This window comes from Yokenella regensburgei ATCC 49455 (assembly GCF_000735455.1).
Taxonomy (GTDB): Bacteria; Pseudomonadota; Gammaproteobacteria; order Enterobacterales; family Enterobacteriaceae; genus Yokenella; species Yokenella regensburgei.
In genome coordinates, this window is the sequence record NZ_JMPS01000030.1 from 1 (window position 1) to 22,301 (window position 22,301).

Here is a 22,301-nt window from a genome sequence, read left to right on the forward strand (position 1 = left end):
CTTTTTTCGCGTTACCTTATCGGCGTTGCGGGGCGCATTATGCGTATTGAGCCTTGTAGCGTCAACTCCTTTTTAACGGAAAATACCCGGAATGTGACTGTTTGGTTAGGTTGCGAACAGCGTGGTGCATTATTCGGCAATTATTGGTTATTTCTCAATTTTGCTGAGCAAAAACAACAAAGGGCCCCGCAGGGCCCTGGCCGTAATTTCAGCACTTTTACTGGTAAGCAGACTGATGCACACCCACGGCACGACCCGAAGGATCGTTCATGGTTTTGAAGGCTTCATCCCACTCAATGGCTTTCGCGGAAGAGCAGGCGACGGAAGGACCACCTGGCACACATTCAGCGGCACTGGGTACCGGGAACAGTTCTTCGAAGATCTCACGGTACAGGTACGCTTCTTTTGAACCCGGCGTGTTGTACGGGAAGCGGAAGCCGGCGGTTTCAAGCTGTTGATCGCTGACCTGTTTTGCCGCCACTTCCTTCAGCGTATCAATCCAGCTGTAGCCTACGCCGTCGGAGAACTGCTCTTTCTGACGCCACGCCACGCTTGCCGGCAGGTAGGATTCGAAGCATTCGCGCAGCACGTGTTTTTCCATCTTGCCGTTGCCGCACATCTTATCCTGCGGGTTGATGCGCATGGCCACGTCGAGGAACTTCTTGTCGAGGAACGGCACGCGGGCTTCCACACCCCAGGCAGACATCGCTTTGTTAGCGCGGGCGCAGTCGAACATATGCAGCGCCTGCAGCTTACGCACGGTTTCTTCATGCAGCTCTTTGGCATCCGGCGCTTTGTGGAAGTAGAGATAGCCGCCAAACACTTCGTCAGAGCCTTCGCCCGACAGCACCATCTTGATGCCCATCGCCTTGATTTTACGCGACATCAGGTACATCGGCGTCGAGGCGCGGATGGTGGTCACGTCATAAGTTTCGATGTGATAGATAACATCGCGGATCGCATCCAGACCTTCCTGCACGGTGAAGTGGATCTCGTGATGCACGGTACCGAGGTGGTTTGCCACCTCCTGTGCTGCTTTCAGATCGGGTGCGCCTTCAAGGCCGACGGCGAAGGAGTGCAGCTGCGGCCACCAGGCCTCTGTTCGCTCCTGATCTTCCACGCGACGAGCGGCATATTTCTTGGTGATAGCCGAGATAACGGAGGAATCCAGACCACCTGACAGCAGCACACCATAAGGAACGTCAGACATCAGGTGGCTCTTCACCGAGTCTTCCAGCGCCTGGCGCAGGGCATTTTTATCGGTAACGTTGTCTTTCACCGCGTCATAGTCAAACCAGTCGCGCTGATAGTAAGAACGGATCTCACCGTCCTGGCTCCACAGATAGCTGCCAGCCGGGAACTCTTTAATGGTGCGACACACCGGCACCAGCGCCTTCATTTCAGAGGCGACAAACAGGTTGCCGTGTTCGTCATGGCCCATATACAGCGGGATGATCCCGATATGATCGCGGCCGATCAGATACGCGTCTTTTTCGCTATCGTAGAGGACAAAGGCAAACATACCCTGCAGATCGTCGAGGAATGCCGGGCCTTTTTCCTGATACAGCGCAAGGATAACTTCGCAGTCTGAGCCGGTCTGGAAGGCGTAACGATCGCCGTATTCCGCACGCAGTGCCTGATGGTTGTAGATTTCACCGTTAACCGCCAGCGCATGAGTTTTCTTTTCGTTGTACAGCGGCTGGGCGCCTGCGTTGACGTCAACAATTGACAGACGTTCGTGGGCGAGGATGGCGTTATCGCTGGCGTAAATGCCGGACCAGTCCGGGCCACGATGGCGCATCAGGCGGGAGAGCTCCAGCGCTTTTTTGCGCAGCTCGCCCGCATCCGTTTTGATATCCAGTACACCGAAAATAGAACACATAGACTTCTCCGTTAACCTGTTGCGTGGTGCTGTTGTGTAATTTGCTTACTAGTGAAAATGCCGCAAAGGGAGGGAAGGCGCAATAGCTTTGGCAGAGGAAACAAAAATAACGCAATGAGGGCTGAGGAATACTAAAAAAAGCGTGGCGATTAACGCCAGTTATTGATGAATATGCAATGCAGGGCTAATTTCTTTGATGAAATGATAATTGGCCGGATTCGCGAGGCGCTCTCCGGCCAGATAGGGTCAGATGACGTCGATTTCCGCAACGGACGGGTAAATCCAGGATGGGCGGAACGGCATGCTGTCGATGTCATCCATGGTAGAAACCCCCGAAAGCACGAGGATGGTTTCGAGACCCGCCTGGAAACCGGCCAGAATATCCGTCCGCAGATTGTCGCCAACGATGACCGTCTGCTCGGAATGGGCCTGCATTTTGTTCAGCGCGGCGCGAATAATCCATGGGCTAGGCTTACCGACGTAGAACGGTTTACGACCCGAAATTTTCTCAATACCGGCGCACAGCGCGCCACAGGCCGGATAGTAACCACGGCCATGGGTATCCGGGTTGGTGGCGATAAAGCGCGCGCCGTTAGCCACGAAGAAGGCGGCTTTGTGCATCATTTCCCAGTTGTAGGAACGGGTTTCACCGACGATAACGAAATCCGGGTTGACGTCGGTGATGGTGAATCCGGCTTTATACAGCTCGTGAATCAATGCACCTTCACCTACAACGTAGGCTTTTTTTCCCTCCTGACGACGCAGGAAGTCTGCCGTCGCCATGGCCGACGTGTAAAACACGCTGTCCGGAACATGGACGCCAGCAGTGGCGAAGCGGTTAGCAAGATCCTGGCCAGTCTGGGAAGGGTAGTTGGTCAGCAATACCAGCGGCAGTCCGTTCTCAAGGATGCGGGTGAGGAACTCCGCTGCCCCCGGTACCGCAACGTTATCGTGCATCAGCACGCCGTCAATATCGCAAATAACATTTTTAATGGTCATGGACTACCCTGGCTCAACGTCTTTAAAAGAGGCGTAACTATAAGACTGCTTTAACTTTCCAGCAAATGCTGGAGGAGGATACCGTTAAGCATGGCGCGTTTTACCAGTGCGAATGCGCCTATGGCGGAACGGTGGTCGAGAGTGGAGCGCACTACCGGCAGGTTCTGACGAAACGCCTGCAGCGCCTGGGTGTTAATGCAACCTTCAATGGCGGGCAGCAGAACGCGCTCGGCTTCGACAATTTCTCCGGCGATCACCACTTTTTGTGGGTTAAAGAGGTTAATGGCGATGGCGATGGTTTTGCCCAGGTGGCGACCCACGTGCTCGATAACTTCGCTGGCGAGGGCATCGCCTTTGTTGGCGGCTTTACAGATGGCTTTAATGTTGCAGTCATCAAGCGTTACCCGGCTCTGGTAGCCCTGCTCAAGCAGATGGCGAACGCGTTGCTCAATAGCCGCGTTGGCGGCAACCGTCTCCAGACAGCCGAAGTTGCCACAATGGCAACGTTCCCCAAGTGGGTCGACCTGAATGTGGCCAATCTCGCCAACGTTGCCGTTACGGCCGATAAAAATACGCCCGTTGGAGATGATCCCGGCACCGGTACCCCGGTGAACGCGCACCAGAATAGAGTCTTCGCAGTCCTGACTTGCACCGAAATAGTGCTCCGCCAGCGCAAGACTGCGGATATCGTGTCCCACAAAGCAGGTGACTTTGAATCGTTTTTCCAGCGCCTCAACCAAGCCCCAGTTCTCCACCGCGATATGTGGCATATAGCGAATAACACCGCTTTCCGGGTCAACCAGGCCTGGCAGAATAACGGAAATGGCAATCAGCTCGCGGATTTTGCGCTGACAGTTGTCGATAAACAGCGCAATGGTGTTCAGCAGCGCGTGCTCCAGGGTTTCCTGGGTACGCTCGGGGAGCGGGTAGTGTTCTTCCGCCACCACTTTGCTGCTCAAATCATACAGCGTAAGGGTGGTATCGTGGCGGCCCAGACGGACGCCGATGGCGTGGAAATTTCGGGTTTCAGTAACGATGGAGATGGCGCGGCGTCCTCCGGTGGAGGCCTGCTGATCGACTTCTTTGATCAGGCCGCGCTCAATAAGCTGACGTGTGATTTTTGTCACACTGGCGGGAGCAAGCTGGCTTTGTTCCGCAATCTGGATGCGCGAAATAGGGCCGTGTTGATCGATCAGGCGGTACACGGCCGCGCTGTTCAGTTGTTTTACGAGGTCAACATTGCCAATTTGAGCTTGTCCGCCTGGTGTCATACTTTTACTTACTCAGTGACGACCTCGTTACCATTAACGATGGTCTTAGTGATTTTATAATCGCGAGTGAACGCGGTCAGGTTGGCCACCATGCCAGGGGCAATGCTGCCAAGCTGCTTGTCGACGCCAATCGCGCGTGCCGGATAGAGCGTGGCCATACGCAGAACTTCGTCCAGCGCAATGCCGCAGTGCTCAACCAGATTGCGAACCCCTTCAATCATTGTCAGGGAGGATCCGCTAAGGGTGCCGTTCTCATCTACGCACAGTCCATTACGGTAGTATATTGTTTTACCAGCAAAAATGAACTGTTCAATGTTAGCACCCGCCGGAGCGGTTGCATCGGTGACGAGACACAGTTTATCGCCTTTCAGACGTTTGGCATTACGAACGTTAGCAAAATCAACGTGCAGGCCGTCGGCGATGATGCCGCAGTATACGTCCGGCTCGTCGAAAATCGCGCCAGCAAGACCAGGCTCACGGCCGGTAATGTACGGCATAGCGTTATAAAGATGCGTTGCGAAGGTGATACCCGCGCGGAAGCCGATTTTTGCTTCTTTAAGCGTCGCGTTGGAGTGGCCAGCGGAGACAACAATTCCGGCTTTCACCAGCTTGCTTATCACTTCCGGCTCAACCATTTCTGGTGCCAGGGTCACTTTGGTAATGACGTCGGCATTATCGCAGAGGTAATCCACCAGTTCCGGAGAGGCTTTACGCACGTAATCCGGGTTGTGAGTCCCTTTTTTCACCAGGTTCAGCCATGGGCCTTCGAGATGTAAACCCAGCGCCTGGTTTGGATATTTGCCGAGGTACTCGCGCATTACGCGGATACCCTGTTTCATCAGCTCATCGCTGGAGGTGATGAGGGTTGGCAGATAGCTGGTGCAGCCGGATTTTTCATTCGCGTGCTGCATGATTTCCAGCGTTTTGACGGTGACCGCGTCCGGTGAATCGTTAAACTGCACGCCGCCACAGCCGTTCAGCTGCACATCAATAAAACCAGGGGCAAGAATGGCGCCATTGACCGAGCGTTGCTCGATCCCGGACGGCAGGTCAGCCAGTGGACAGACTCGTTCGATAAGGCCATCGGCGACGACAATCGCATGGTCATCCAGAATTTCGTGACCGGTATAAATTCGGCCATGGGTTAAAGCGTACATAACTCCCCCGGTTTTCAAAAAATACGACCGTCCCCCGGAGAGGGGACGGAATTCAATCAAAGACCTTTAACGTTTTCTGCTTCCAGTTCGTTGAAGTATTTCAACGTTTTCACCTTAAGCTCCATGGTGGACGGTTCGTCACACACCATGACCGCTTTCGGGTGCAGCTGCAGACAGCTAATGGTCCACATATGGTTGACGTTGCCTTCAACTGCCGCCTGCAGCGCCTGTGCTTTCTGCGAGCCCAGCACCAGAATCATCACTTCTTCAGCGTCAAGCAGGGTGCCCACGCCAACGGTCAGCGCGTATTTAGGGACCTGGTTAACATCGCCATCGAAGAAACGAGAGTTTGCAACGCGGGTATCGTGGGTCAGCGTTTTAATACGGGTGCGTGAAGCCAGAGAAGAAGCCGGTTCGTTGAACGCGATGTGACCATCGTTGCCTACGCCGCCCATAAACAGGTGGATTTTACCGTAGGAACGAATTTTTTCTTCATACTGACGGCATTCTGCGTCAATATCAGGCGCATTACCATTCAGAAGGTTAATGTTTTCTGCCGGAATATCAACGTGATCGAAGAAGTTACGATGCATGAAGCTGTGGTAGCTTTCCGGGTGTTCTTTCGGCAGACCAACGTACTCGTCCATGTTGAAGGTGACGACGTGCTTGAAGCTAACCTGGCCTGCTTTATGCATTTCTACCAGCGCTTTGTACGCGGTCAACGGCGTGCCGCCGGTCGGCAGACCCAGCACAAACGGACGGTCAGCCGTCGGTTTGAACGCATTGATGCGATTCACGATGTGACGCGCAGCCCATTTACCGACTTGCTCAGCAGTTGCCAGGGGAATCAGTCTCATTATTCACCTCTATAGTTAATTTGAAAGGGTGGCGGATTGAAGTCAGCTATGGTTAAGCGTAACTGGTTTTTCCCAGGTGGGATCAATCTGCATCGATTTTTTGAATGATAAAATAAGTTTTCACTGTTAGCCAGTGATTAGGAGGGGTTAATACGATATTTGGTGATTATAATCACAAAAAATACGCGTTTAATTTGCGATACGAATTAATTTTTCACACACTCTGAACGTAGGTGATAATTCGCCACGCTTCAAGGTTTGTTACACACAATAAAAAACGGCTTTGAATGAGTCTGAACGGGGTCTCATAGGGGGAGTAAAGTGAGTATTCTAGGTTATTTACAGAAAGTTGGTCGCGCACTGATGGTGCCAGTGGCCACGCTGCCAGCAGCAGCCATCCTGATGGGTGTCGGCTACTGGATCGACCCGGTGGGTTGGGGTGGTGGGAATGCGCTGGCGGCGTTCTTCATTAAGTCCGGCTCCGCTATCATCGACAACATGTCCGTACTGTTCGCCATTGGTGTGGCTTATGGTATGTCTAAAGATAAAGATGGCGCTGCGGCGCTGACCGGCTTCGTCGGTTTCCTCGTGTTAACGACGCTCTGCTCGCCAGCAGCGGTGTCTATGATCCAAAAAATCCCGGCGGATCAGGTTCCGGCGGCGTTTGGTAAGATCAACAACCAGTTCGTGGGTATTCTGGTCGGCATCATTTCTGCTGAACTGTACAACCGCTTCTCCGGCGTTGAGCTGCCGAAGGCGCTGTCGTTCTTCAGCGGTCGCCGTCTGGTACCTATTCTGACGTCTTTCGTCATGATTCTGGTAGCGTTCATCATGATGTACATTTGGCCGGTTATCTTCGACGGTCTGGTGAACTTCGGTGAGCACATCCAGAAACTGGGCTCTGCCGGTGCGGGCGTGTATGCGTTCTTCAACCGTCTGCTGATCCCGGTGGGTCTGCACCACGCGCTGAACTCCGTATTCTGGTTTGACGTAGCCGGTATCAACGATATCCCTAACTTCCTTGGCGGTGCGCAGTCTATCGCAGCAGGTAAAGCGGAAGTGGGTATCACTGGTCGTTACCAGGCGGGCTTCTTCCCGATTATGATGTTCGGTCTGCCGGGTGCGGCGCTGGCTATCTACCACTGTGCTCGTCCGGAAAACAAAGCGAAAGTGCTGGGTATCATGATGGCGGGCGCGTTCGCGGCCTTCTTCACTGGTATCACCGAGCCGCTGGAATTCTCCTTCATGTTCGTGGCACCGGTACTGTACGTTATCCACGCCTTCCTGACCGGTATCTCCGTGTTCATCGCGGCGAGCATGCACTGGATTGCCGGTTTTGGCTTCAGCGCAGGCCTGGTGGATATGGTGCTGTCCTCGCGTAACCCGCTGGCGACTCACTGGTGGATGCTGATCCCACAGGGCCTGGTATTCTTCGTTATCTACTACGTGGTGTTCCGCTTCACTATCACTAAATTCAACCTGATGACTCCGGGTCGTGAGCTGGCGGTTGCCGGTAGCGAAGCCGATGGTCAGGACGTGAACGTGAGCTCTGATAAAGAGCAGGACGCGACTGCACTGGCTCGTCAGTACATCGCTGCAGTCGGCGGTTCTGACAACCTGACCGGTATCGATGCTTGTATCACCCGTCTGCGTCTGAATGTGAAAGACTCAAGCCTGGTGAACGAAGCGATGGCGAAACGTCTGGGTGCGTCTGGCGTTATCCGCCTGAACAAAACCAGCGTGCAGATTATCGTTGGCTTCGTGGCTGAGAAAATCGCTAACGCCATGAAAACTACGGGTCATGTTTCTGCAGCAGAAGCCGCACCAGCGGCAGCAGCTCCGGCAGCCGCCGCGGCAAAACCGCAGGCAGTACCGAATGCCGCGACTATCGCAACGCTCGTTTCGCCGGTAACCGGTGACGTTGTTGCCCTGGAGCAGGTGCCTGATGAAGCGTTTGCCAGCAAAGCGGTCGGTGATGGTATTGCAGTGAAACCGACGGAAAAACTGGTCGTTTCTCCGGCAGCCGGCACCATCGTGAAAATCTTCAACACCAACCACGCGTTCTGCCTGGAAACTGAGAAGGGTGCGGAAATCGTTGTCCACATGGGTATCGATACCGTTGCGCTGAACGGCGAAGGCTTTAAGCGTCTGGTGGAAGAGGGTGCGGAAGTGACCGCAGGCCAGCCAATCCTCGAAATGGATCTGGATTTCCTGAACGCGAATGCGCGCTCCATGATTAGCCCGGTCGTTTGCAGCAACATCGACGACTTCAGCGGCCTGGTCATCAAGGCGCAGGGTTCCGTCGTTGCGGGCCAGACACCACTGTACGAAATTAAAGGCAAGTAATCGTTCCTGAGTAAAGTTGTGCCTTTAGCGGCGGGGGAGATCCTCCGCCGCTTTTTTTTGCAGCAATTAACCCCATATATTCCTTCCAGTACGTATTTTCCGTAACTAATAGTTGTCTCTTCGCCCGGCTTATAAGATCATGCTCCGTTATATGTTGTTTACGCTTTGAGGAATCCACGATGAGTGAGGCTGAAGCCCGCCCGAGTAACTTTATTCGTCAGATCATCGATGAAGATCTGGCCAGTGGTAAGCACACCACAATCCACACGCGCTTTCCGCCTGAGCCAAACGGCTATCTGCATATCGGTCACGCGAAGTCTATCTGTCTGAACTTTGGTATTGCTCAGGATTATCAGGGCCTGTGCAACCTGCGTTTCGATGACACCAACCCGGTGAAAGAAGATATCGAATACGTAGAGTCCATTCAGAACGACGTGCAATGGTTAGGTTTCCACTGGGCCGGGAAAGTTTGCTACTCGTCTGACTACTTCGACCAGCTGCATCAGTATGCGATTGAGCTTATCAACAAGGGCCTGGCCTACGTCGATGAACTCTCAGCAGAACAGATCCGCGAATACCGCGGTACCCTGACTCAGCCGGGTAAAAACAGCCCATATCGCGATCGCAGCGTGGAAGAGAACCTCGCGCTGTTCGAAAAAATGCGTGCCGGTGGTTTTGAAGAAGGCAAAGCCTGCCTGCGTGCCAAAATCGACATGGCATCACCGTTTATCGTGATGCGCGATCCGGTGCTGTACCGCATTAAGTTTGCCGATCACCACCAGACCGGCAGCAAGTGGTGCATCTACCCGATGTACGACTTCACCCACTGCATCAGCGATGCGCTGGAAGGCATTACCCACTCACTGTGTACCCTGGAGTTCCAGGATAACCGTCGTCTGTATGACTGGGTACTGGACAACATTTCTATCCCGGTTCATCCGCGTCAGTACGAGTTCTCTCGTCTGAATCTGGAATACACCGTGATGTCCAAGCGTAAGCTGAACCAGCTGGTCACCGAGAAGCACGTAGAGGGCTGGGACGATCCGCGTATGCCGACCATCTCTGGTCTGCGTCGTCGTGGCTATACCGCCGCATCTATCCGTGAGTTCTGCAAGCGCATTGGCGTGACCAAGCAGGACAACACCATTGAGATGGCGTCGCTGGAATCCTGCATTCGTGAAGATCTCAACGAAAACGCCCCGCGTGCGATGGCGGTTATCGATCCGGTTAAGCTGGTTATCGAGAACTACCCGCAGGGCGCGAGCGAAATGGTGACTATGGCCAACCATCCGAGCAAACCGGAGATGGGCAGCCGTGAAGTACCGTTCAGCGGTGAAATCTGGATCGACCGTGCTGACTTCCGCGAAGAAGCGAACAAGCAGTACAAGCGTCTGGTGCTGGGTAAAGAAGTTCGTCTGCGTAATGCTTACGTGATTAAAGCCGAGCGTGTAGAAAAAGACGCTGAAGGCAACATCACCACCATTTTCTGCAGCTACGACGCTGACACCCTGAGCAAAGATCCGGCTGATGGTCGTAAAGTGAAAGGCGTTATCCACTGGGTAAGCGCTGCACACGCGCTGCCGGTTGAGATTCGTCTGTACGATCGTCTGTTCAGCGTGCCGAACCCGGGGGCGGCGGAAGACTTCCTGTCGGTGATGAACCCGGAGTCTCTGGTTATCCGTCAGGGCTACGCGGAACCGGGCCTGAAAAACGCGCAGGCGGGTCAGGCTATTCAGTTCGAGCGTGAAGGTTACTTCTGCCTCGACAGCCGTCTTGCTACCGCAGACAAGCTGGTGTTTAACCGCACCGTCGGTCTGCGTGATACCTGGGCGAAAATCGGCGAATAATTGCCGTAGCCACAGGTCGTCAGCAAACAAAAGCGCCGTCAAGTACGGCGCTTTTTACATTTTCGCGATGCAAATTAATATCATCTTCGTATTTCTCCTCGCTGTAACAAAATCGATTCACCTCTATTACCGCTTCGCCTGAGGCGGCGTCAGCCGCGGTTTGGCAAAAACAACTCAATTTTTGGCTTTGTAACAAAACGCAATCAAATATGTGCGCCTTGTCATAATCTTGTGTTTTCGTGCGGAAAAAGGATTGATAATTCGCGTCGCGAAAAATAGTCTGTTCATAGTGACGCGGAAAAGTTCATTCTTCGTTACTCTTTTTAAAATTTTTATATTTTTCTCGCTGTTGGCCTTTGCCACGGCGTATTTAAAAGTCAAAGAGGATATACACATGCGTACGTTCAGTGGCAAACGTAGTACGCTGGCGCTGGCTATTGCAGGCGTCACCGCACTCACCGGCTGGGTTGCAGTTCCGCAGGCCCACGCCGCAGGCTTCATCGATGATTCAACGTTAACCGGCGGCATCTATTACTGGCAGCGTGAGCGTGACCGTAAAGATGTAACCGACGGCGACAAATATAAAACCAACCTTTCTCACTCTACCTGGAACGCCAACCTGGACTTCCAGTCCGGTTATGCGGCAGATATGTTCGGTATTGATATCGCGGCGTTTACCGCGATTGAAATGGCGGAATCAGCAGAAAGTGGACACCCGAACGAAATCGCTTTCTCCTCCAGCAACAAAGCTTACGACGAAGATTATTCTGGCGATAAGAGCGGTATCAGCCTGTATAAAGCGGCGGCCAAATTCAAATATGGCCCGACCTGGGCACGTGCTGGTTATATCCAGCCGACCGGACAAACCCTGTTAGCTCCACACTGGAGCTTCATGCCGGGTACCTATCAGGGGGCAGAGGCGGGCGCTAATTTTGATTACGGCGACAATGGTGCGCTGAGCTTCTCCTACATGTGGACCAACGAGTACAAGGCCCCATGGCACCTTGAGACCGACAATTTCTACCAGAACGATAAGAAAACCAAAGTCGACTACCTGCACTCCATCGGTGCTAAGTACGACTTTAAAAACAACCTGGTGCTGGAAGCCGCTTTCGGTCAGGCACAAGGTTTTGTCGATCAGTACTTTGCTAAAGCCAGCTACAAATTTGATGTTGCCGGTACCCCGCTTTCTACCAGCTACCAGTTCTACGGCGCGCGCGATAAAGTCGCTAACAACACTATCAACGACATCTATGACGGTACTGCCTGGCTGCAGGCGTTGACCTTCGGCTACAAAGTCGCTGACGTCGTTGACCTGCGTCTGGAAGGAACCTGGGTGAAGGCGGAAGGCCAGCAGGGCTACTTCCTGCAGCGCATGACTCCAACTTACGCTTCCTCTAACGGTCGTCTGGATATCTGGTGGGATAACCGCTCAGACTTCAACGCCAACGGTGAAAAAGCGGTGTTCTTCGGCGCCATGTATGACCTGAAGAACTGGGATATGCCGGGCTGGGCGGTAGGTGCGTCTTACGTCTATGCGTGGGATGCCAAGCCAGCGGACTGGTTTATCAACAGCGCCGGTCAGCGTGAAGATTACGCGTCTAACAAAATTAAAGAGTCGGCTTACAGCCTTGATGCGATGTACACCGTACAGGAAGGTCGTGCGAAAGGGACACTGTTTAAATTGCACTTCACCCAGTACGACAACCACTCCGATATCCCAAGCTGGGGCGGCGGTTACGGCAACATCTTCCAGGATGAGCGCGACGTGAAGTTTATGGTCATCGCTCCGTTCACCATTTTCTGATGCAGGCAGGGGCGGGGAGACTCGCTCCTGACATAAGGACGACATGATGAAAAAACTCATTCTTATTGCTGTGATGGCCTCGGGTCTGGTTGCCTGTGCGCAACCGCCTGCACCTAAAGAAGACAGCAAGCTGAAAGAAGCTTATAGCGCTTGTATCAATACGGCGGAAGGTAATCCGGACAAAATTTCTGCCTGTCAAAGCGTGCTGGATGTGCTGAAAAAAGATAAGGCGCATGAGCAGTTTGCTAATCAGGAAACCGTACGCACGCTGGACTATCAGCAGTGCATCCTGGCGACCCGTACCGGTAACGACCAGGCGGTTAAAGCGAAATGCGATCGCATCTGGCAGGAAATTCGCAGTAACAACAACTGATTCAGCCGTAGTCGCAACAAAAAAAGACCCGCATCGCGGGTCTTTTGCTTTTCAGTCGCTGAAATAAAAAAGCCAGCGGCGTCGCTGGCTTCAGGAGTGCTGAAGATTATTTCCCGTCGTGGGCATGATCATCTTCGCGGCAATCACCTTCCGCACAGTGACCGTACAGGTACAGGCTGTGATTGGTGAGGCGAATACCGTGTTTAGCGGCGATTTCACGTTGACGCGCTTCAATCGAATCATCACTGAATTCAATGACTTTCCCGCAGTCCAGGCAGATCAGGTGATCGTGATGGTGCTGCTGGGTCAGCTCGAATACGGATTTACCGCCTTCGAAATTATGGCGGGTAACAATGCCGGCGTCGTCAAACTGATTCAGAACGCGATAGACTGTTGCCAGTCCAATCTCTTCGCCCATGTCAATCAGACGTTTATATAAGTCTTCCGCACTGACATGGTGGTTGTCCGGGCCCTGCAGGACCTCCAGAATCTTTAACCGTGGAAGCGTGACTTTCAGGCCAGCCTTCTTTAATGCGGTATTATTGTCAGTCATGCGGAATCTGTCCTGTAGCTAAATATTCGGGTATAGAATTGTCATGGTTAAACACTAACTGCAAGTACCTGACATCGTATACTTTCAAAAACGAATGACTATCGGCAAAGCTGCCAATGTACCTCGTCAAATCAGAGGATATTGTACAGATAAGCGCTGAAAAGTTAAAAAAATGTAGCGATTAATTTGATTGCTTTTATCTATTAATGCGGCGCAACTTATCTGTTGCACCGCTTTCAAATCACGCGTTCTTGATAGCTTCGAGATTCAGCTCAGCGGCAACCTGGTTTACCCACTTTTCAACACGCTCAGCGGTCAGCTCAGGCTGACGGTCTTCATCGATAGCCAGACCCACGAAGTGATCGTCATCAGCCAGACCTTTGGATGCTTCAAAGTGGTAGCCCGCCGTTGGCCAGTGACCCACGATCGCCGCACCGCGCGGTTCAATGATGTCGCGGATAGTTCCCAGCGCATCACAGAAGTATTCTGCGTAATCTTCCTGGTCGCCACAGCCAAACAGCGCCACCAGCTTACCGTTGAAGTCGACTTCTTCCAGCGTCGGGAAGAAATCATCCCAGTCACACTGTGCTTCACCGTAGTACCAGGTTGGAATGCCGAGCAGCAGGATATCGAAACCTTGCAGATCTTCTTTGCTGCTCTTGGCAATGTCATGCACTTCAGCGACGTCTTTGCCGAGCTGTTTTTGAATCATCTTTGCGATATTTTCGGTGTTACCAGTGTCGCTGCCGAAAAAGATGCCTACGATTGCCATGAGTAAAATAACCTCTTGAAACTTAATGATATGGTGGTGGCATATTGCCCACAGATAAGGCAATCATAGCAGAGAGGGGAAGTGCACGGAAACAGCAATAACGCTGGACTGCACTCTCTGCTACATGAAAGTGTGTTTTTTGTGAGACTTCAGACAATCTCCTGACGCAGCGCGGCAAGCTGGCTCAGCAGAATCTCTTCAATCAATTCACTGCGGCTCATATTGCGCACTTCTGCCAGTTCATTTAACGCGTCAACGGCGTCGGCGTTGAGTTTTAGCTCAACACGCTTCAGGCCGCGAACTTTATCGCGTTTGAGCTGATTGCGCTTGTTGATGCGTAATTGTTCATCACGCGAAAGCGGATTGGTTTTCGGTCTTCCCGGGCGACGCTCGTTTGCGAACAAATCTAATGTCGTACGGTCCGTTTGTTCTTTTGCCATGATTCAGAGTGACTTCGGGGAAACAAACAACCAGGCCATTGCCCGGATGGATAGCGCGCCATCATACATCAGCGAAACCCCCACGCCAACGACCGCGGGCATTCTGGCGCGCGGTCGCTGAGTTTTTAGTCAGTCAGGCCTCATCGAGGTAGCGGCGAATAGCTCGCAGCACGGCATCGGGCTTTTCTGCATGTACCCAATGACCGGCACCGGCGATAACGTGAGCACGCGCCTGTGGGAACTGCGCCAGTAGTTCACTTCGATATGCTTCAGTGACATACGGAGAATTGCCGCCAGGAATAAACAGGGCAGGCTTATCCCAGGCAGGCACCGTTTCCCAGCCAACAATATGCGGATACTGATCCCACAGTACAGGAACGTTGAAGCGCCATTCGCCATCGACAAATGACTTCAGCAGAAATTGAATGACGCCTTCTTCATTTAAATGCTCGCGCATCACGGCGGCAGCCTGTTGACGGCTGCTGGCACCCGCCTCGGTGACGGCGTTAATCGCGGCAAAAATTTCGTCGTGGCGACGAACGTGATAATCCACTGGGGCAATATCGATAGCCACCAGCTTTTCTACCCGCTCCGGGGCGAGTGCGGTGAGAGCCATTACCGCTTTGCCACCCATTGAATGGCCAATCACAATCGCTTTTTCTACCTGATGGTGATCGAGGGTATCCAGCAGGTCCTGCGCCATCGCCGGGTAGTTCATCTCCGCTGAACGAGGGGAGAGTCCGTGGTTACGCATGTCCACCTGAAGGACATCGTGCGTGCTGATAAGGTCACGCGCGAGAATGCCAAGGTTATCCAGGCTGCCGAATAAACCATGGACCAGCAGAATGGGAGAATTATTGTGCAGGTTTTGTGCAGTTTGCGCTCGGGTATTCAAAATCATAGTAAAGTTCTTTTTTTCGCTCTGTCGGGTTAGGGTATCATGGTGACCATTCTGCCGCCCGGCTGCAAGATTGGGGATTGTTCTTGATTTTGCTGCCATCCTGGTTTGACGCTATCCGCTGCTGGGTTTTAACCCTATAATCCCGGCAACTTATATTCAGAAAAGATATCGCACTGGATGAAGATGAAAACAATTGAAGTTGATGACGATCTCTATCGCTACATTGCCAGCCACACCCAGCACATTGGCGAGAGTGCGTCCGACATTTTACGGCGCATGCTGAAATTTTCCGCCGTAGCACAGCCTGCAGCACCGGTTGTTAAAGCCGCTGCGGCACCAGCGCCTGCTGCTGAGGTAAAACCGACGACAGCGAAAGATAAGGTCCGCGCCATGCGCGAACTGCTGCTTTCCGATGAATACGCCGAGCAGAAGAAAGCGGTTAACCGCTTTATGCTGGTGTTGTCCACCCTGTGGTCGCTGGATGCCAAATCTTTTGCTGAAGCCACTGAATCCCTGCACGGCCGCACCCGCGTTTACTTCGCGGCAGACGAGCAGACGCTGCTGAAAAACGGCAATCAGACCAAACCACGTCAGGTGCCAAATACGCCATACTGGGTTATTACTAACACCAATACCGGGCGTAAATGCAGCATGGTTGAGCACATCATGCAGACCATGCAGTTCCCGGCGGAACTGATTGAAAAGGTTTGCGGTACCATCTAACTCTTGCATTAAGAAGGACCAGGCAATGGCAATTCATAGCCGTGCAGGCCAGCCTGCACAACAGAGTGATTTGATTAACGTCGCCCAGCTTACCTCGCAGTACTACGTGCTGCAGCCGGACGTGGGCAATGCGGAACATGCGGTGAAGTTTGGTACTTCTGGCCACCGTGGTAGCGCAGGCCGCCATAGCTTTAACGAACAGCATATTCTGGCTATCGCCCAGGCTATTGTCGAAAACCGCGCAAAAAACGGTATCACCGGCCCATGCTTCGTGGGGAAAGACACCCACGCGCTGTCTGAACCGGCGTTCATTTCCGTACTGGAAGTGTTGGCTGCTAACGGCGTAGACGTCATTGTGCAGGAAAATAACGGTTTCACTCCGACGCCGGCTATTTCTCACTCAATCCTGGTCCATAACAAAAAAGGCGGGGCACTGGCGGATGGTATCGTCATTACTCCGTCGCACAACCCGCCGGAAGACGGTGGCATCAAGTACAATCCGCCTAACGGTGGCCCGGCTGATACCAACGTCACCAAAGTGGTGGAAGATCGTGCCAACGCGCTGCTGGCTGATGGCCTGAAAGGCGTGAAACGCATCAAGCTGGATGCGGCGTGGAAAAGCGGTCATGTGAAAGCACAGGATCTGGTACAACCGTTCGTTGAAGGGTTGGCCGACATTGTCGACATGGCGGCTATCCAGAAAGCAGGTTTGACCCTGGGTGTCGATCCGCTGGGCGGTTCCGGTATTGAATACTGGAAACGTATTGCAGAGCACTACAAGCTGAACCTGACTATCGTTAACGATCAGGTTGATCAGACATTCCGCTTTATGCACCTCGACAAAGACGGCGCAATCCGCATGGACTGCTCCTCTGAGTGTGCGATGGCGGGACTGCTGGCGCTGCGTGACAAATTCGATCTGGCGTTTGCTAACGATCCGGATTACGACCGTCACGGCATTGTCACTCCGGCTGGACTGATGAACCCGAACCATTATCTGGCGGTGGCTATCAACTACCTGTTCCAGCATCGTCCGCAGTGGGGCAAAGACGTTGCCGTAGGTAAAACGCTGGTTTCTTCGGCGATGATTGACCGTGTGGTCAACGCGCTGGGCCGTAAGCTGGTGGAAGTGCCGGTTGGCTTTAAATGGTTTGTCGACGGGCTGTTTGACGGCAGCTTTGGTTTTGGTGGCGAAGAGAGCGCCGGGGCCTCGTTCCTGCGTTTCGACGGCACGCCATGGTCAACCGATAAAGACGGCATCATCATGTGTCTGCTGGCGGCTGAAATCACTGCCGTAACGGGCAAAAATCCGCAGCAGCATTATGACGAACTGGCGCAGCGCTTTGGTGCGCCGAGCTACAACCGCCTGCAGGCTGCTGCGACCTCGGCCCAAAAAGCCGCACTGTCGAAGCTTTCTCCGGAGATGGTTAGCGCCAGCACGCTGGCGGGTGACCCTATCACCGCACGTCTGACGGCGGCTCCGGGTAACGGCGCTTCTATCGGCGGTCTGAAGGTGATGACCGACAACGGCTGGTTTGCGGCACGCCCGTCAGGTACGGAAGATGCCTACAAAATCTACTGTGAGAGTTTCCTCGGTGAAGAACACCGGAAGAAAATCGAAAAAGAAGCGGTGGAAATTGTCAGCGAAGTGCTGAAGAACGCATAAAAAAACAGGCTCCGAAAGGAGCCTGTTTTGTTTTACGCTGAAAATCGCCCCGGCCGCTGGCGACAGGTGAGCATATCGCACTCGACCCGTACCACGCAGACCGCTTTCATCATCTTCTCATCATAGGTAAATGATTTCCCGGGCACAGCCTGGCGCATAATCACGTCCAGCCCGTGCTGCATCTCTTCACGTGTAGGAAGGATCACCGCTTTCCCGCTGGCGATAATACTGCTGTAGGCGTAGCTGTAATCACAGGCCTGCTCCGCCCGGAGTAGCTGGTGATCGCCGTCAATTTCAATGCTCAGTGCCGCATTTTTACGCAGCAGGCGCATTTTCTTGCCCGTGCGCGCCCCGTGAAAATAAAGCACCCAGCGATCTTCCAGGTATTCGTAGCCGTAATTTACCGGTACGACGTAGGGACTGGGTGAATCATTGAGGGCGATACGGCACACCTGATGTCGGGCAATAATGGCCGCAATAGCCTTCTTGTCGTGCACTTCCTGTTCTGAATGGCTCATGGTTCAGGCCTTAAAGAAAAGTCCCGGCGGCAGGAGAAGTGATAGACCGCCGGGAAAGGGGCTCAACTGTGTTTATCTTTTAATTCAAAACGCGGTGATACCAGGCCATACAGCGTCCAGCCCATGAAGGTCACGATAGCGCCGTAGAGCATCGCTTCCTCACCGGAAGAGTAAAGGGCATAGAAACTGTAGATGGCACCGATAAAGGCGATAACGTTGGCCGAACGTGCTTTGCCCGGATCCACTTTCGCCACCTTCTGAATGATGACCAACGCCGCCATCGACAGGATGTACGGAATAATATTGGTCACCACCGCCAGGTTGACCAGCACGTTAAACTGGTTGTTCAACGATGGGCTGATGGTCATCAGCGACAGCGCGGACTGCAGAATAACGATGGTCAGCATCCCCTGAATCGGCGCGCCGGATGAAGCAGAAACGCGGGAGAAGATTTTCGGGAAATAGCCTTCGTCAGACGATGATTTGAACACCTGAGCAATGGTGAACTGCCAGCCGAGCAGCGAACCGCAGCAGGACATGACCATCAGACCCATGATCACTTTACCGACTTCCGGTGTGAACATCTGGGCAAACGCCAGGCCAAACGGCGCCGTGGAGTTGGCGAGATCCATGTTTGGCACGATACCGGCAATTACGTTGGTAGAAACGATGTAGATAACCGCTGCGCCCAGGGTACCGCCCAACACGGCGATTGGTACGTTACGTTCCGGGTTATCCACCACATCGGTGTTCGCACAGGCAGACTCCAGACCCAGGAAGGCCCACAGCGTCATGGCGATAGAGGAGCCTACAGCGCTGAAGAACGGCACGTGATGCGGGTTCCAGGAGTTGGCATACATCGTTGGGCTGAACCAGAACCAGCCAATGATGCACAGACCCACTACCGGGATAATGACCCCCCAGACGGTGACGCTACTGATCTGACCGGTGATACGCGCACCGCCAAAGTTGGCGATGGTGCACAACCACAGGACGCCAATGGTCGCCAGACCAATTTGTACTGGCGACAGTGTGGCACCGAATAATTCGGTGCCGTAGCCCACAGCGGAGATCGCGATAGCGACGTTGGCAATCAGCAGCGACACGCCGTAGGTATAGTTGGCCATAAAGTTGCCCGACTTACCAAACGCGTATTCCGCATAACCGCCCATGCCACCTGATTTGCGGCTGAACATCCCGCATTTCGCGAAGGCCCACGCCAGCGCCATTGAACCCACCGCCGTCACCAGCCAGGAGATGATGGAGATGGTCCCCACCTCCGCAAGCTTGGTGGGTAACATGATGATGCCGGAGCCCATCATGTTAACCATGGTCAGGATGGTGAGCTGAACAACGCCCATCTTGTTGCTCGATTTACTCATAATTTTTCCCCTGCCAGCAGCGCGCCTTGTTTATCGCGCGGTGCTATCACATAACACCAGACCTGTTTGCGACCGTCGTGCTCCTGGATGTAAACCCCCTGCAGCTCTGGCGCAAAGCCCGGCAGCAGGTTGATACCTTCCTCAAGCGCGGTGAAATACTGCAGAACGGCACCACCCCAGATTTCGCCCGGAACGACACACAGCACTCCTGGCGGGTAAGGAAGCGCACCTTCAGCGGCAATACGACCTTCAGCCTTCGGCAGCGGAACCAGGTCGACTTCGCCGCGCAGATAGGCGTAGTTAGCGTCCTGTGGGTTCATGCTGACGCGTGGGAAGTGATCCTTACGGAACATCTCTTTTTGCAGCTGTTTAACGTTATGGCGGGCGTACAGGTCATGCATTTCCTGGCACAGCTGGCGCAGGGTATAACCGGCATAACGCTCTTTGTGCTGGCTGTAGATAGACGGCAGCACTTCCTGCAGCGGTGCATCGGCGTCGAGCAGTTTGTCAAAGCGCGCCAGCAGGGCCACCAGCTGTTGCAGTTTGGCCATGTCTTCCGCCGGGGTCAGTAGGAACAGGATTGAGTTGAGGTCGCATTTTTCCGGGACGACGCCGTTTTCACGCAGGAAGTTGGCGAGAATCGTGGCCGGAACACCAAACTTCTCGTACTCGCCGGTGGCGGCATTAATGCCCGGCGTGGTGAGCAGCAGTTTGCATGGGTCAACGAAGTATTGGTGTGCTGCGTAGCCTTCAAACGCGTGCCAGTGTTCACCAGGCACAAATTCGAAGAAACGCAGGTCCACGGCGATTTGCGCAGTCTCATAAGACTGCCACGGTTTACCATCAACCATTGCTGGTACGAACGGACGGATATGGTTGCAGCTTTCCAGAATCAGCTTACGCGCGTTGATGCCGTTCACCACGCAGTCCATCCACATGTTGCGTCCGCTTTCGCCTTCATGCATTTTGGCGTTGACGTCGAGCGCGGCAAACAGCGGGTAGAACGGGCTGGTGGAGGCGTGCATCATAAAGGCGTTGTTAAGACGCTTATGCGGGACGTAACGTTGTTGCCCTTTGATATGGCTGTCTTTTTTGTGGATCTGTGAGGTCTGAGAGAAACCTGCCTGCTGTTTATGCACGGACTGAGTGACGAGGATACCCGGATCGTTTTCATTCAGATCCAGCAGCAGCGGGGAACAGTCAGCCATCATCGGAATGAACTGCTCGTAGCCTACCCAGGCGGAGTCAAACAGGATGTAGTCGCACAGATGACCAATCTTATCGACGACCTGACGGGCGTTATAGATGGTGCCGTCGTAGGTGCCGAGCTGAATAACCGCCAGGCGGAAAGGACGTGCTTCCTGTTTACGCTGCGGTGCAACTTCGGCAATCAGTTCGCGCAGATAGCTCTCTTCGAAGCAGTGTGCGTCAATCCCACCGATGAAGCCGTACGGGTTACGTGCGGTTTCCAGATACACCGGCGTTGCACCCGCCTGCAGCAGTGCACCGTGGTGGTTAGACTTGTGGTTGTTGCGGTCAAACAGCACCAGGTCACCCGGGGTGAGCAGGGCGTTCAGCACCACTTTGTTGGATGAAGATGTACCGTTTAGTACGAAGTAGGTTTTGTCGGCGTTGAAGACTTTAGCAGCATGCTGCTGAGCGACACATGGCGCACCTTCGTGGATAAGCAGATCGCCCATCGCGACGTCGGCGTTGCACAGGTCTGAGCGGAACAGGGTTTCGCCAAAGTACTCAACAAACTGATTCCCGGCCGGATGACGGCGGAAGAATTCACCACCCTGGTGCCCCGGGCAGTCGAAGGCGCTGTTACCCTGTTTCACGTAATCGACCAACGCACGGAAGAACGGTGGGCGCAGCTGCGTTTCGTATTTATGCGCGGCGGCTTCCAGCTGACGGCCGTAGAAGTCATTGCGGGTTTCGTCGTGCTCAAATACCCCCTGAATAGCTGAAAGATATTCTGAAGGAACGACTTCTTCTTTATTAATAGCAATGAACACCGGAATATTATATCCGGTTGCCTGGATTTCATCGAGTTTCCCGCATTCGACATCTTCGATCGTCAATACTGCTGCGGCAACATCAATAAAATTAGTTTCAGAGGTGTTTACAATACTACGCTGTGTAGAAAAACAGTCCGGACACGTATGGCTAACGGCAATTTTTAAATCAGTCATTTTTTATCTCTTTATTTTCAGGTAATAGCAGGTCCTCAATTTCTCGAATGAGAAACTGATTACTCCGGAAAAAAAGCAATACTTCACCGCTGACAGTTAAAACATCAGTAGAGTGCTTTTTCGGATGCAATAAATCCCACCAGTCCGGTCACTGGTAAAAGCAGGATTCATCAGGGTGAGCGCGATTAGCTACAGGCGATAGCCTGCATTAACGAGGATTCAGGAAGACCTGTATGCTGAAGCGCCCGTAGTCGAACGACTACCGGGCATTAAAGAAATGAAAATCGAAGCTGTTGCGGTGGGCAAACATCATAATATGAGTTGTCCGCCTTATATGGGGCATCATTCGGTTGTTGTTTTCCATGATATGTACCTTTCACATGATTAACTGAAGGTATGGCTATTTTATCCAGGAAAGCGCTACGTTCTGTGAAGGTGATCAATAAATATCGATCATTTCAGAAATAATTAGTCGATTCTTATGCATATCGGTGGGCAATTTGCTTTATTGTAATGTAGTTGTGAATACATTGTTTAGTTTGATGGTGAAAATAGATCGATGCTGCGCAGAATAATAATTTCTGGCGCAGCGTTTATTATTAAATAAATAAG

19 protein-coding genes and 1 pseudogene are annotated in these 22,301 nt (G+C 53.1%); 7 read left to right on the forward strand and 13 right to left on the reverse strand.

What is annotated here, in order from left to right; genetic code table 11:
• A pseudogene (locus GYRE_RS24825) lies at positions 1-279 on the forward strand (hypothetical protein); the annotation flags it as partial.
• On the opposite strand, the gene asnB reads toward GYRE_RS24825, so the two are convergent.
• From asnB to nagB, 5 genes are all read right to left on the reverse strand, one after another.
• On the reverse strand, positions 218-1,882 hold the full coding sequence (gene asnB / locus GYRE_RS08975; protein WP_006819031.1) for an asparagine synthase B: 1,665 nt from the start codon (positions 1,880-1,882) through the stop codon (positions 218-220). The pseudogene GYRE_RS24825 and the gene asnB sit on opposite strands and share 62 nt — an antisense overlap.
• A gap of 246 nt (positions 1,883-2,128) precedes the next feature.
• Complete coding sequence (gene nagD / locus GYRE_RS08980; protein WP_006819032.1) at positions 2,129-2,881, reverse strand: ribonucleotide monophosphatase NagD; 753 nt, start codon at positions 2,879-2,881, stop codon at positions 2,129-2,131.
• A gap of 50 nt (positions 2,882-2,931) precedes the next feature.
• Entirely contained in the window at positions 2,932-4,152 is a 1,221-nt protein-coding gene (nagC, locus tag GYRE_RS08985; protein WP_006819033.1) for a DNA-binding transcriptional regulator NagC, read from the reverse strand.
• An 8-nt stretch (positions 4,153-4,160) separates the two neighbouring features.
• Positions 4,161-5,309: an N-acetylglucosamine-6-phosphate deacetylase gene (nagA, locus tag GYRE_RS08990; protein WP_006819034.1), complete on the reverse strand. Its 1,149-nt coding sequence runs from the start codon at positions 5,307-5,309 to the stop codon at positions 4,161-4,163.
• Between the two features lie 56 nt (positions 5,310-5,365).
• Positions 5,366-6,166, reverse strand: coding sequence for a glucosamine-6-phosphate deaminase (nagB, locus tag GYRE_RS08995; RefSeq protein WP_006819035.1), 801 nt, complete (start codon positions 6,164-6,166; stop codon positions 5,366-5,368).
• 321 nt (positions 6,167-6,487) lie between these two features.
• Between nagB and nagE the strand changes: the two genes are divergently transcribed.
• From nagE to GYRE_RS09020, 4 genes are all read left to right on the forward strand, one after another.
• Positions 6,488-8,512: an N-acetylglucosamine-specific PTS transporter subunit IIBC gene (gene nagE / locus GYRE_RS09000; protein WP_038254780.1), complete on the forward strand. Its 2,025-nt coding sequence runs from the start codon at positions 6,488-6,490 to the stop codon at positions 8,510-8,512.
• Between the two features lie 179 nt (positions 8,513-8,691).
• Positions 8,692-10,359 carry a glutamine--tRNA ligase gene (gene glnS / locus GYRE_RS09005; RefSeq protein ID WP_006819037.1) on the forward strand — a complete coding sequence of 556 codons (1,668 nt, stop codon included), beginning with the start codon at positions 8,692-8,694 and terminating at the stop codon, positions 10,357-10,359.
• A gap of 394 nt (positions 10,360-10,753) precedes the next feature.
• Positions 10,754-12,166 (forward strand): chitoporin ChiP, encoded by a 1,413-nt coding sequence (gene chiP / locus GYRE_RS09015; RefSeq protein ID WP_038254785.1) that lies wholly within the window; start codon positions 10,754-10,756, stop codon positions 12,164-12,166.
• A gap of 46 nt (positions 12,167-12,212) precedes the next feature.
• Entirely contained in the window at positions 12,213-12,539 is a 327-nt protein-coding gene (locus GYRE_RS09020) for a ChiQ/YbfN family lipoprotein (protein WP_038254787.1), read from the forward strand.
• Between the two features lie 106 nt (positions 12,540-12,645).
• Here GYRE_RS09020 and fur read toward each other — a convergent pair whose 3' ends face one another.
• The 4 genes from fur to ybfF form a co-directional block, all read right to left on the reverse strand.
• Positions 12,646-13,092 (reverse strand): ferric iron uptake transcriptional regulator, encoded by a 447-nt coding sequence (fur, locus tag GYRE_RS09025; RefSeq protein WP_006819041.1) that lies wholly within the window; start codon positions 13,090-13,092, stop codon positions 12,646-12,648.
• A gap of 241 nt (positions 13,093-13,333) precedes the next feature.
• The gene (gene fldA / locus GYRE_RS09030; protein WP_006819042.1) at positions 13,334-13,864 is read right to left on the reverse strand and encodes a flavodoxin FldA; all 531 of its coding nucleotides are present in this window, start codon (positions 13,862-13,864) and stop codon (positions 13,334-13,336) included.
• Between the two features lie 149 nt (positions 13,865-14,013).
• Complete coding sequence (gene ybfE, locus GYRE_RS09035; RefSeq protein ID WP_006819043.1) at positions 14,014-14,304, reverse strand: LexA regulated protein; 291 nt, start codon at positions 14,302-14,304, stop codon at positions 14,014-14,016.
• Between the two features lie 133 nt (positions 14,305-14,437).
• Positions 14,438-15,205 carry an esterase gene (gene ybfF / locus GYRE_RS09040; RefSeq protein WP_038254789.1) on the reverse strand — a complete coding sequence of 256 codons (768 nt, stop codon included), beginning with the start codon at positions 15,203-15,205 and terminating at the stop codon, positions 14,438-14,440.
• A gap of 183 nt (positions 15,206-15,388) precedes the next feature.
• On the opposite strand from ybfF, the gene seqA reads away from it, so the two are divergent.
• Complete coding sequence (seqA, locus tag GYRE_RS09045; RefSeq protein ID WP_038254791.1) at positions 15,389-15,928, forward strand: replication initiation negative regulator SeqA; 540 nt, start codon at positions 15,389-15,391, stop codon at positions 15,926-15,928.
• A gap of 25 nt (positions 15,929-15,953) precedes the next feature.
• Complete coding sequence (gene pgm / locus GYRE_RS09050) at positions 15,954-17,594, forward strand: phosphoglucomutase (alpha-D-glucose-1,6-bisphosphate-dependent) (RefSeq protein ID WP_038254793.1); 1,641 nt, start codon at positions 15,954-15,956, stop codon at positions 17,592-17,594.
• A gap of 32 nt (positions 17,595-17,626) precedes the next feature.
• Here pgm and GYRE_RS09055 read toward each other — a convergent pair whose 3' ends face one another.
• From GYRE_RS09055 to speFL, 4 genes are all read right to left on the reverse strand, one after another.
• Positions 17,627-18,112 carry a pyridoxamine 5'-phosphate oxidase family protein gene (locus tag GYRE_RS09055; RefSeq protein WP_038254795.1) on the reverse strand — a complete coding sequence of 162 codons (486 nt, stop codon included), beginning with the start codon at positions 18,110-18,112 and terminating at the stop codon, positions 17,627-17,629.
• A 62-nt stretch (positions 18,113-18,174) separates the two neighbouring features.
• Entirely contained in the window at positions 18,175-19,494 is a 1,320-nt protein-coding gene (gene potE / locus GYRE_RS09060; protein ID WP_006819049.1) for a putrescine-ornithine antiporter, read from the reverse strand.
• Positions 19,491-21,689: an ornithine decarboxylase SpeF gene (speF, locus tag GYRE_RS09065; protein ID WP_006819050.1), complete on the reverse strand. Its 2,199-nt coding sequence runs from the start codon at positions 21,687-21,689 to the stop codon at positions 19,491-19,493. The genes potE and speF overlap by 4 nt, the downstream gene beginning before the upstream one ends.
• 259 nt (positions 21,690-21,948) lie before the next feature.
• Positions 21,949-22,053, reverse strand: coding sequence for a leader peptide SpeFL (speFL, locus tag GYRE_RS24470; protein WP_006819052.1), 105 nt, complete (start codon positions 22,051-22,053; stop codon positions 21,949-21,951).
• Positions 22,054-22,301: the final 248 nt, after the last annotated feature.

Bases quoted from the DNA above. Each gene is read 5' to 3' on its own strand.
- asnB (WP_006819031.1), bottom strand. From the start codon at position 1,882: ATGTGTTCTATTTTCGGTGTACTGGATATCAAAACGGATGCGGGCGAG.
- nagD (WP_006819032.1), bottom strand. From the start codon at position 2,881: ATGACCATTAAAAATGTTATTTGCGATATTGACGGCGTGCTGATGCAC.
- nagC (WP_006819033.1), bottom strand. From the start codon at position 4,152: ATGACACCAGGCGGACAAGCTCAAATTGGCAATGTTGACCTCGTAAAA.
- nagA (WP_006819034.1), bottom strand. From the start codon at position 5,309: ATGTACGCTTTAACCCATGGCCGAATTTATACCGGTCACGAAATTCTG.
- nagB (WP_006819035.1), bottom strand. From the start codon at position 6,166: ATGAGACTGATTCCCCTGGCAACTGCTGAGCAAGTCGGTAAATGGGCT.
- glnS (WP_006819037.1), top strand. From the start codon at position 8,692: ATGAGTGAGGCTGAAGCCCGCCCGAGTAACTTTATTCGTCAGATCATC.
- chiP (WP_038254785.1), top strand. From the start codon at position 10,754: ATGCGTACGTTCAGTGGCAAACGTAGTACGCTGGCGCTGGCTATTGCA.
- GYRE_RS09020 (WP_038254787.1), top strand. From the start codon at position 12,213: ATGAAAAAACTCATTCTTATTGCTGTGATGGCCTCGGGTCTGGTTGCC.
- fur (WP_006819041.1), bottom strand. From the start codon at position 13,092: ATGACTGACAATAATACCGCATTAAAGAAGGCTGGCCTGAAAGTCACG.
- fldA (WP_006819042.1), bottom strand. From the start codon at position 13,864: ATGGCAATCGTAGGCATCTTTTTCGGCAGCGACACTGGTAACACCGAA.
- ybfE (WP_006819043.1), bottom strand. From the start codon at position 14,304: ATGGCAAAAGAACAAACGGACCGTACGACATTAGATTTGTTCGCAAAC.
- ybfF (WP_038254789.1), bottom strand. From the start codon at position 15,205: ATGATTTTGAATACCCGAGCGCAAACTGCACAAAACCTGCACAATAAT.
- seqA (WP_038254791.1), top strand. From the start codon at position 15,389: ATGAAAACAATTGAAGTTGATGACGATCTCTATCGCTACATTGCCAGC.
- pgm (WP_038254793.1), top strand. From the start codon at position 15,954: ATGGCAATTCATAGCCGTGCAGGCCAGCCTGCACAACAGAGTGATTTG.
- GYRE_RS09055 (WP_038254795.1), bottom strand. From the start codon at position 18,112: ATGAGCCATTCAGAACAGGAAGTGCACGACAAGAAGGCTATTGCGGCC.
- potE (WP_006819049.1), bottom strand. From the start codon at position 19,494: ATGAGTAAATCGAGCAACAAGATGGGCGTTGTTCAGCTCACCATCCTG.
- speF (WP_006819050.1), bottom strand. From the start codon at position 21,689: ATGACTGATTTAAAAATTGCCGTTAGCCATACGTGTCCGGACTGTTTT.
- speFL (WP_006819052.1), bottom strand. From the start codon at position 22,053: ATGGAAAACAACAACCGAATGATGCCCCATATAAGGCGGACAACTCAT.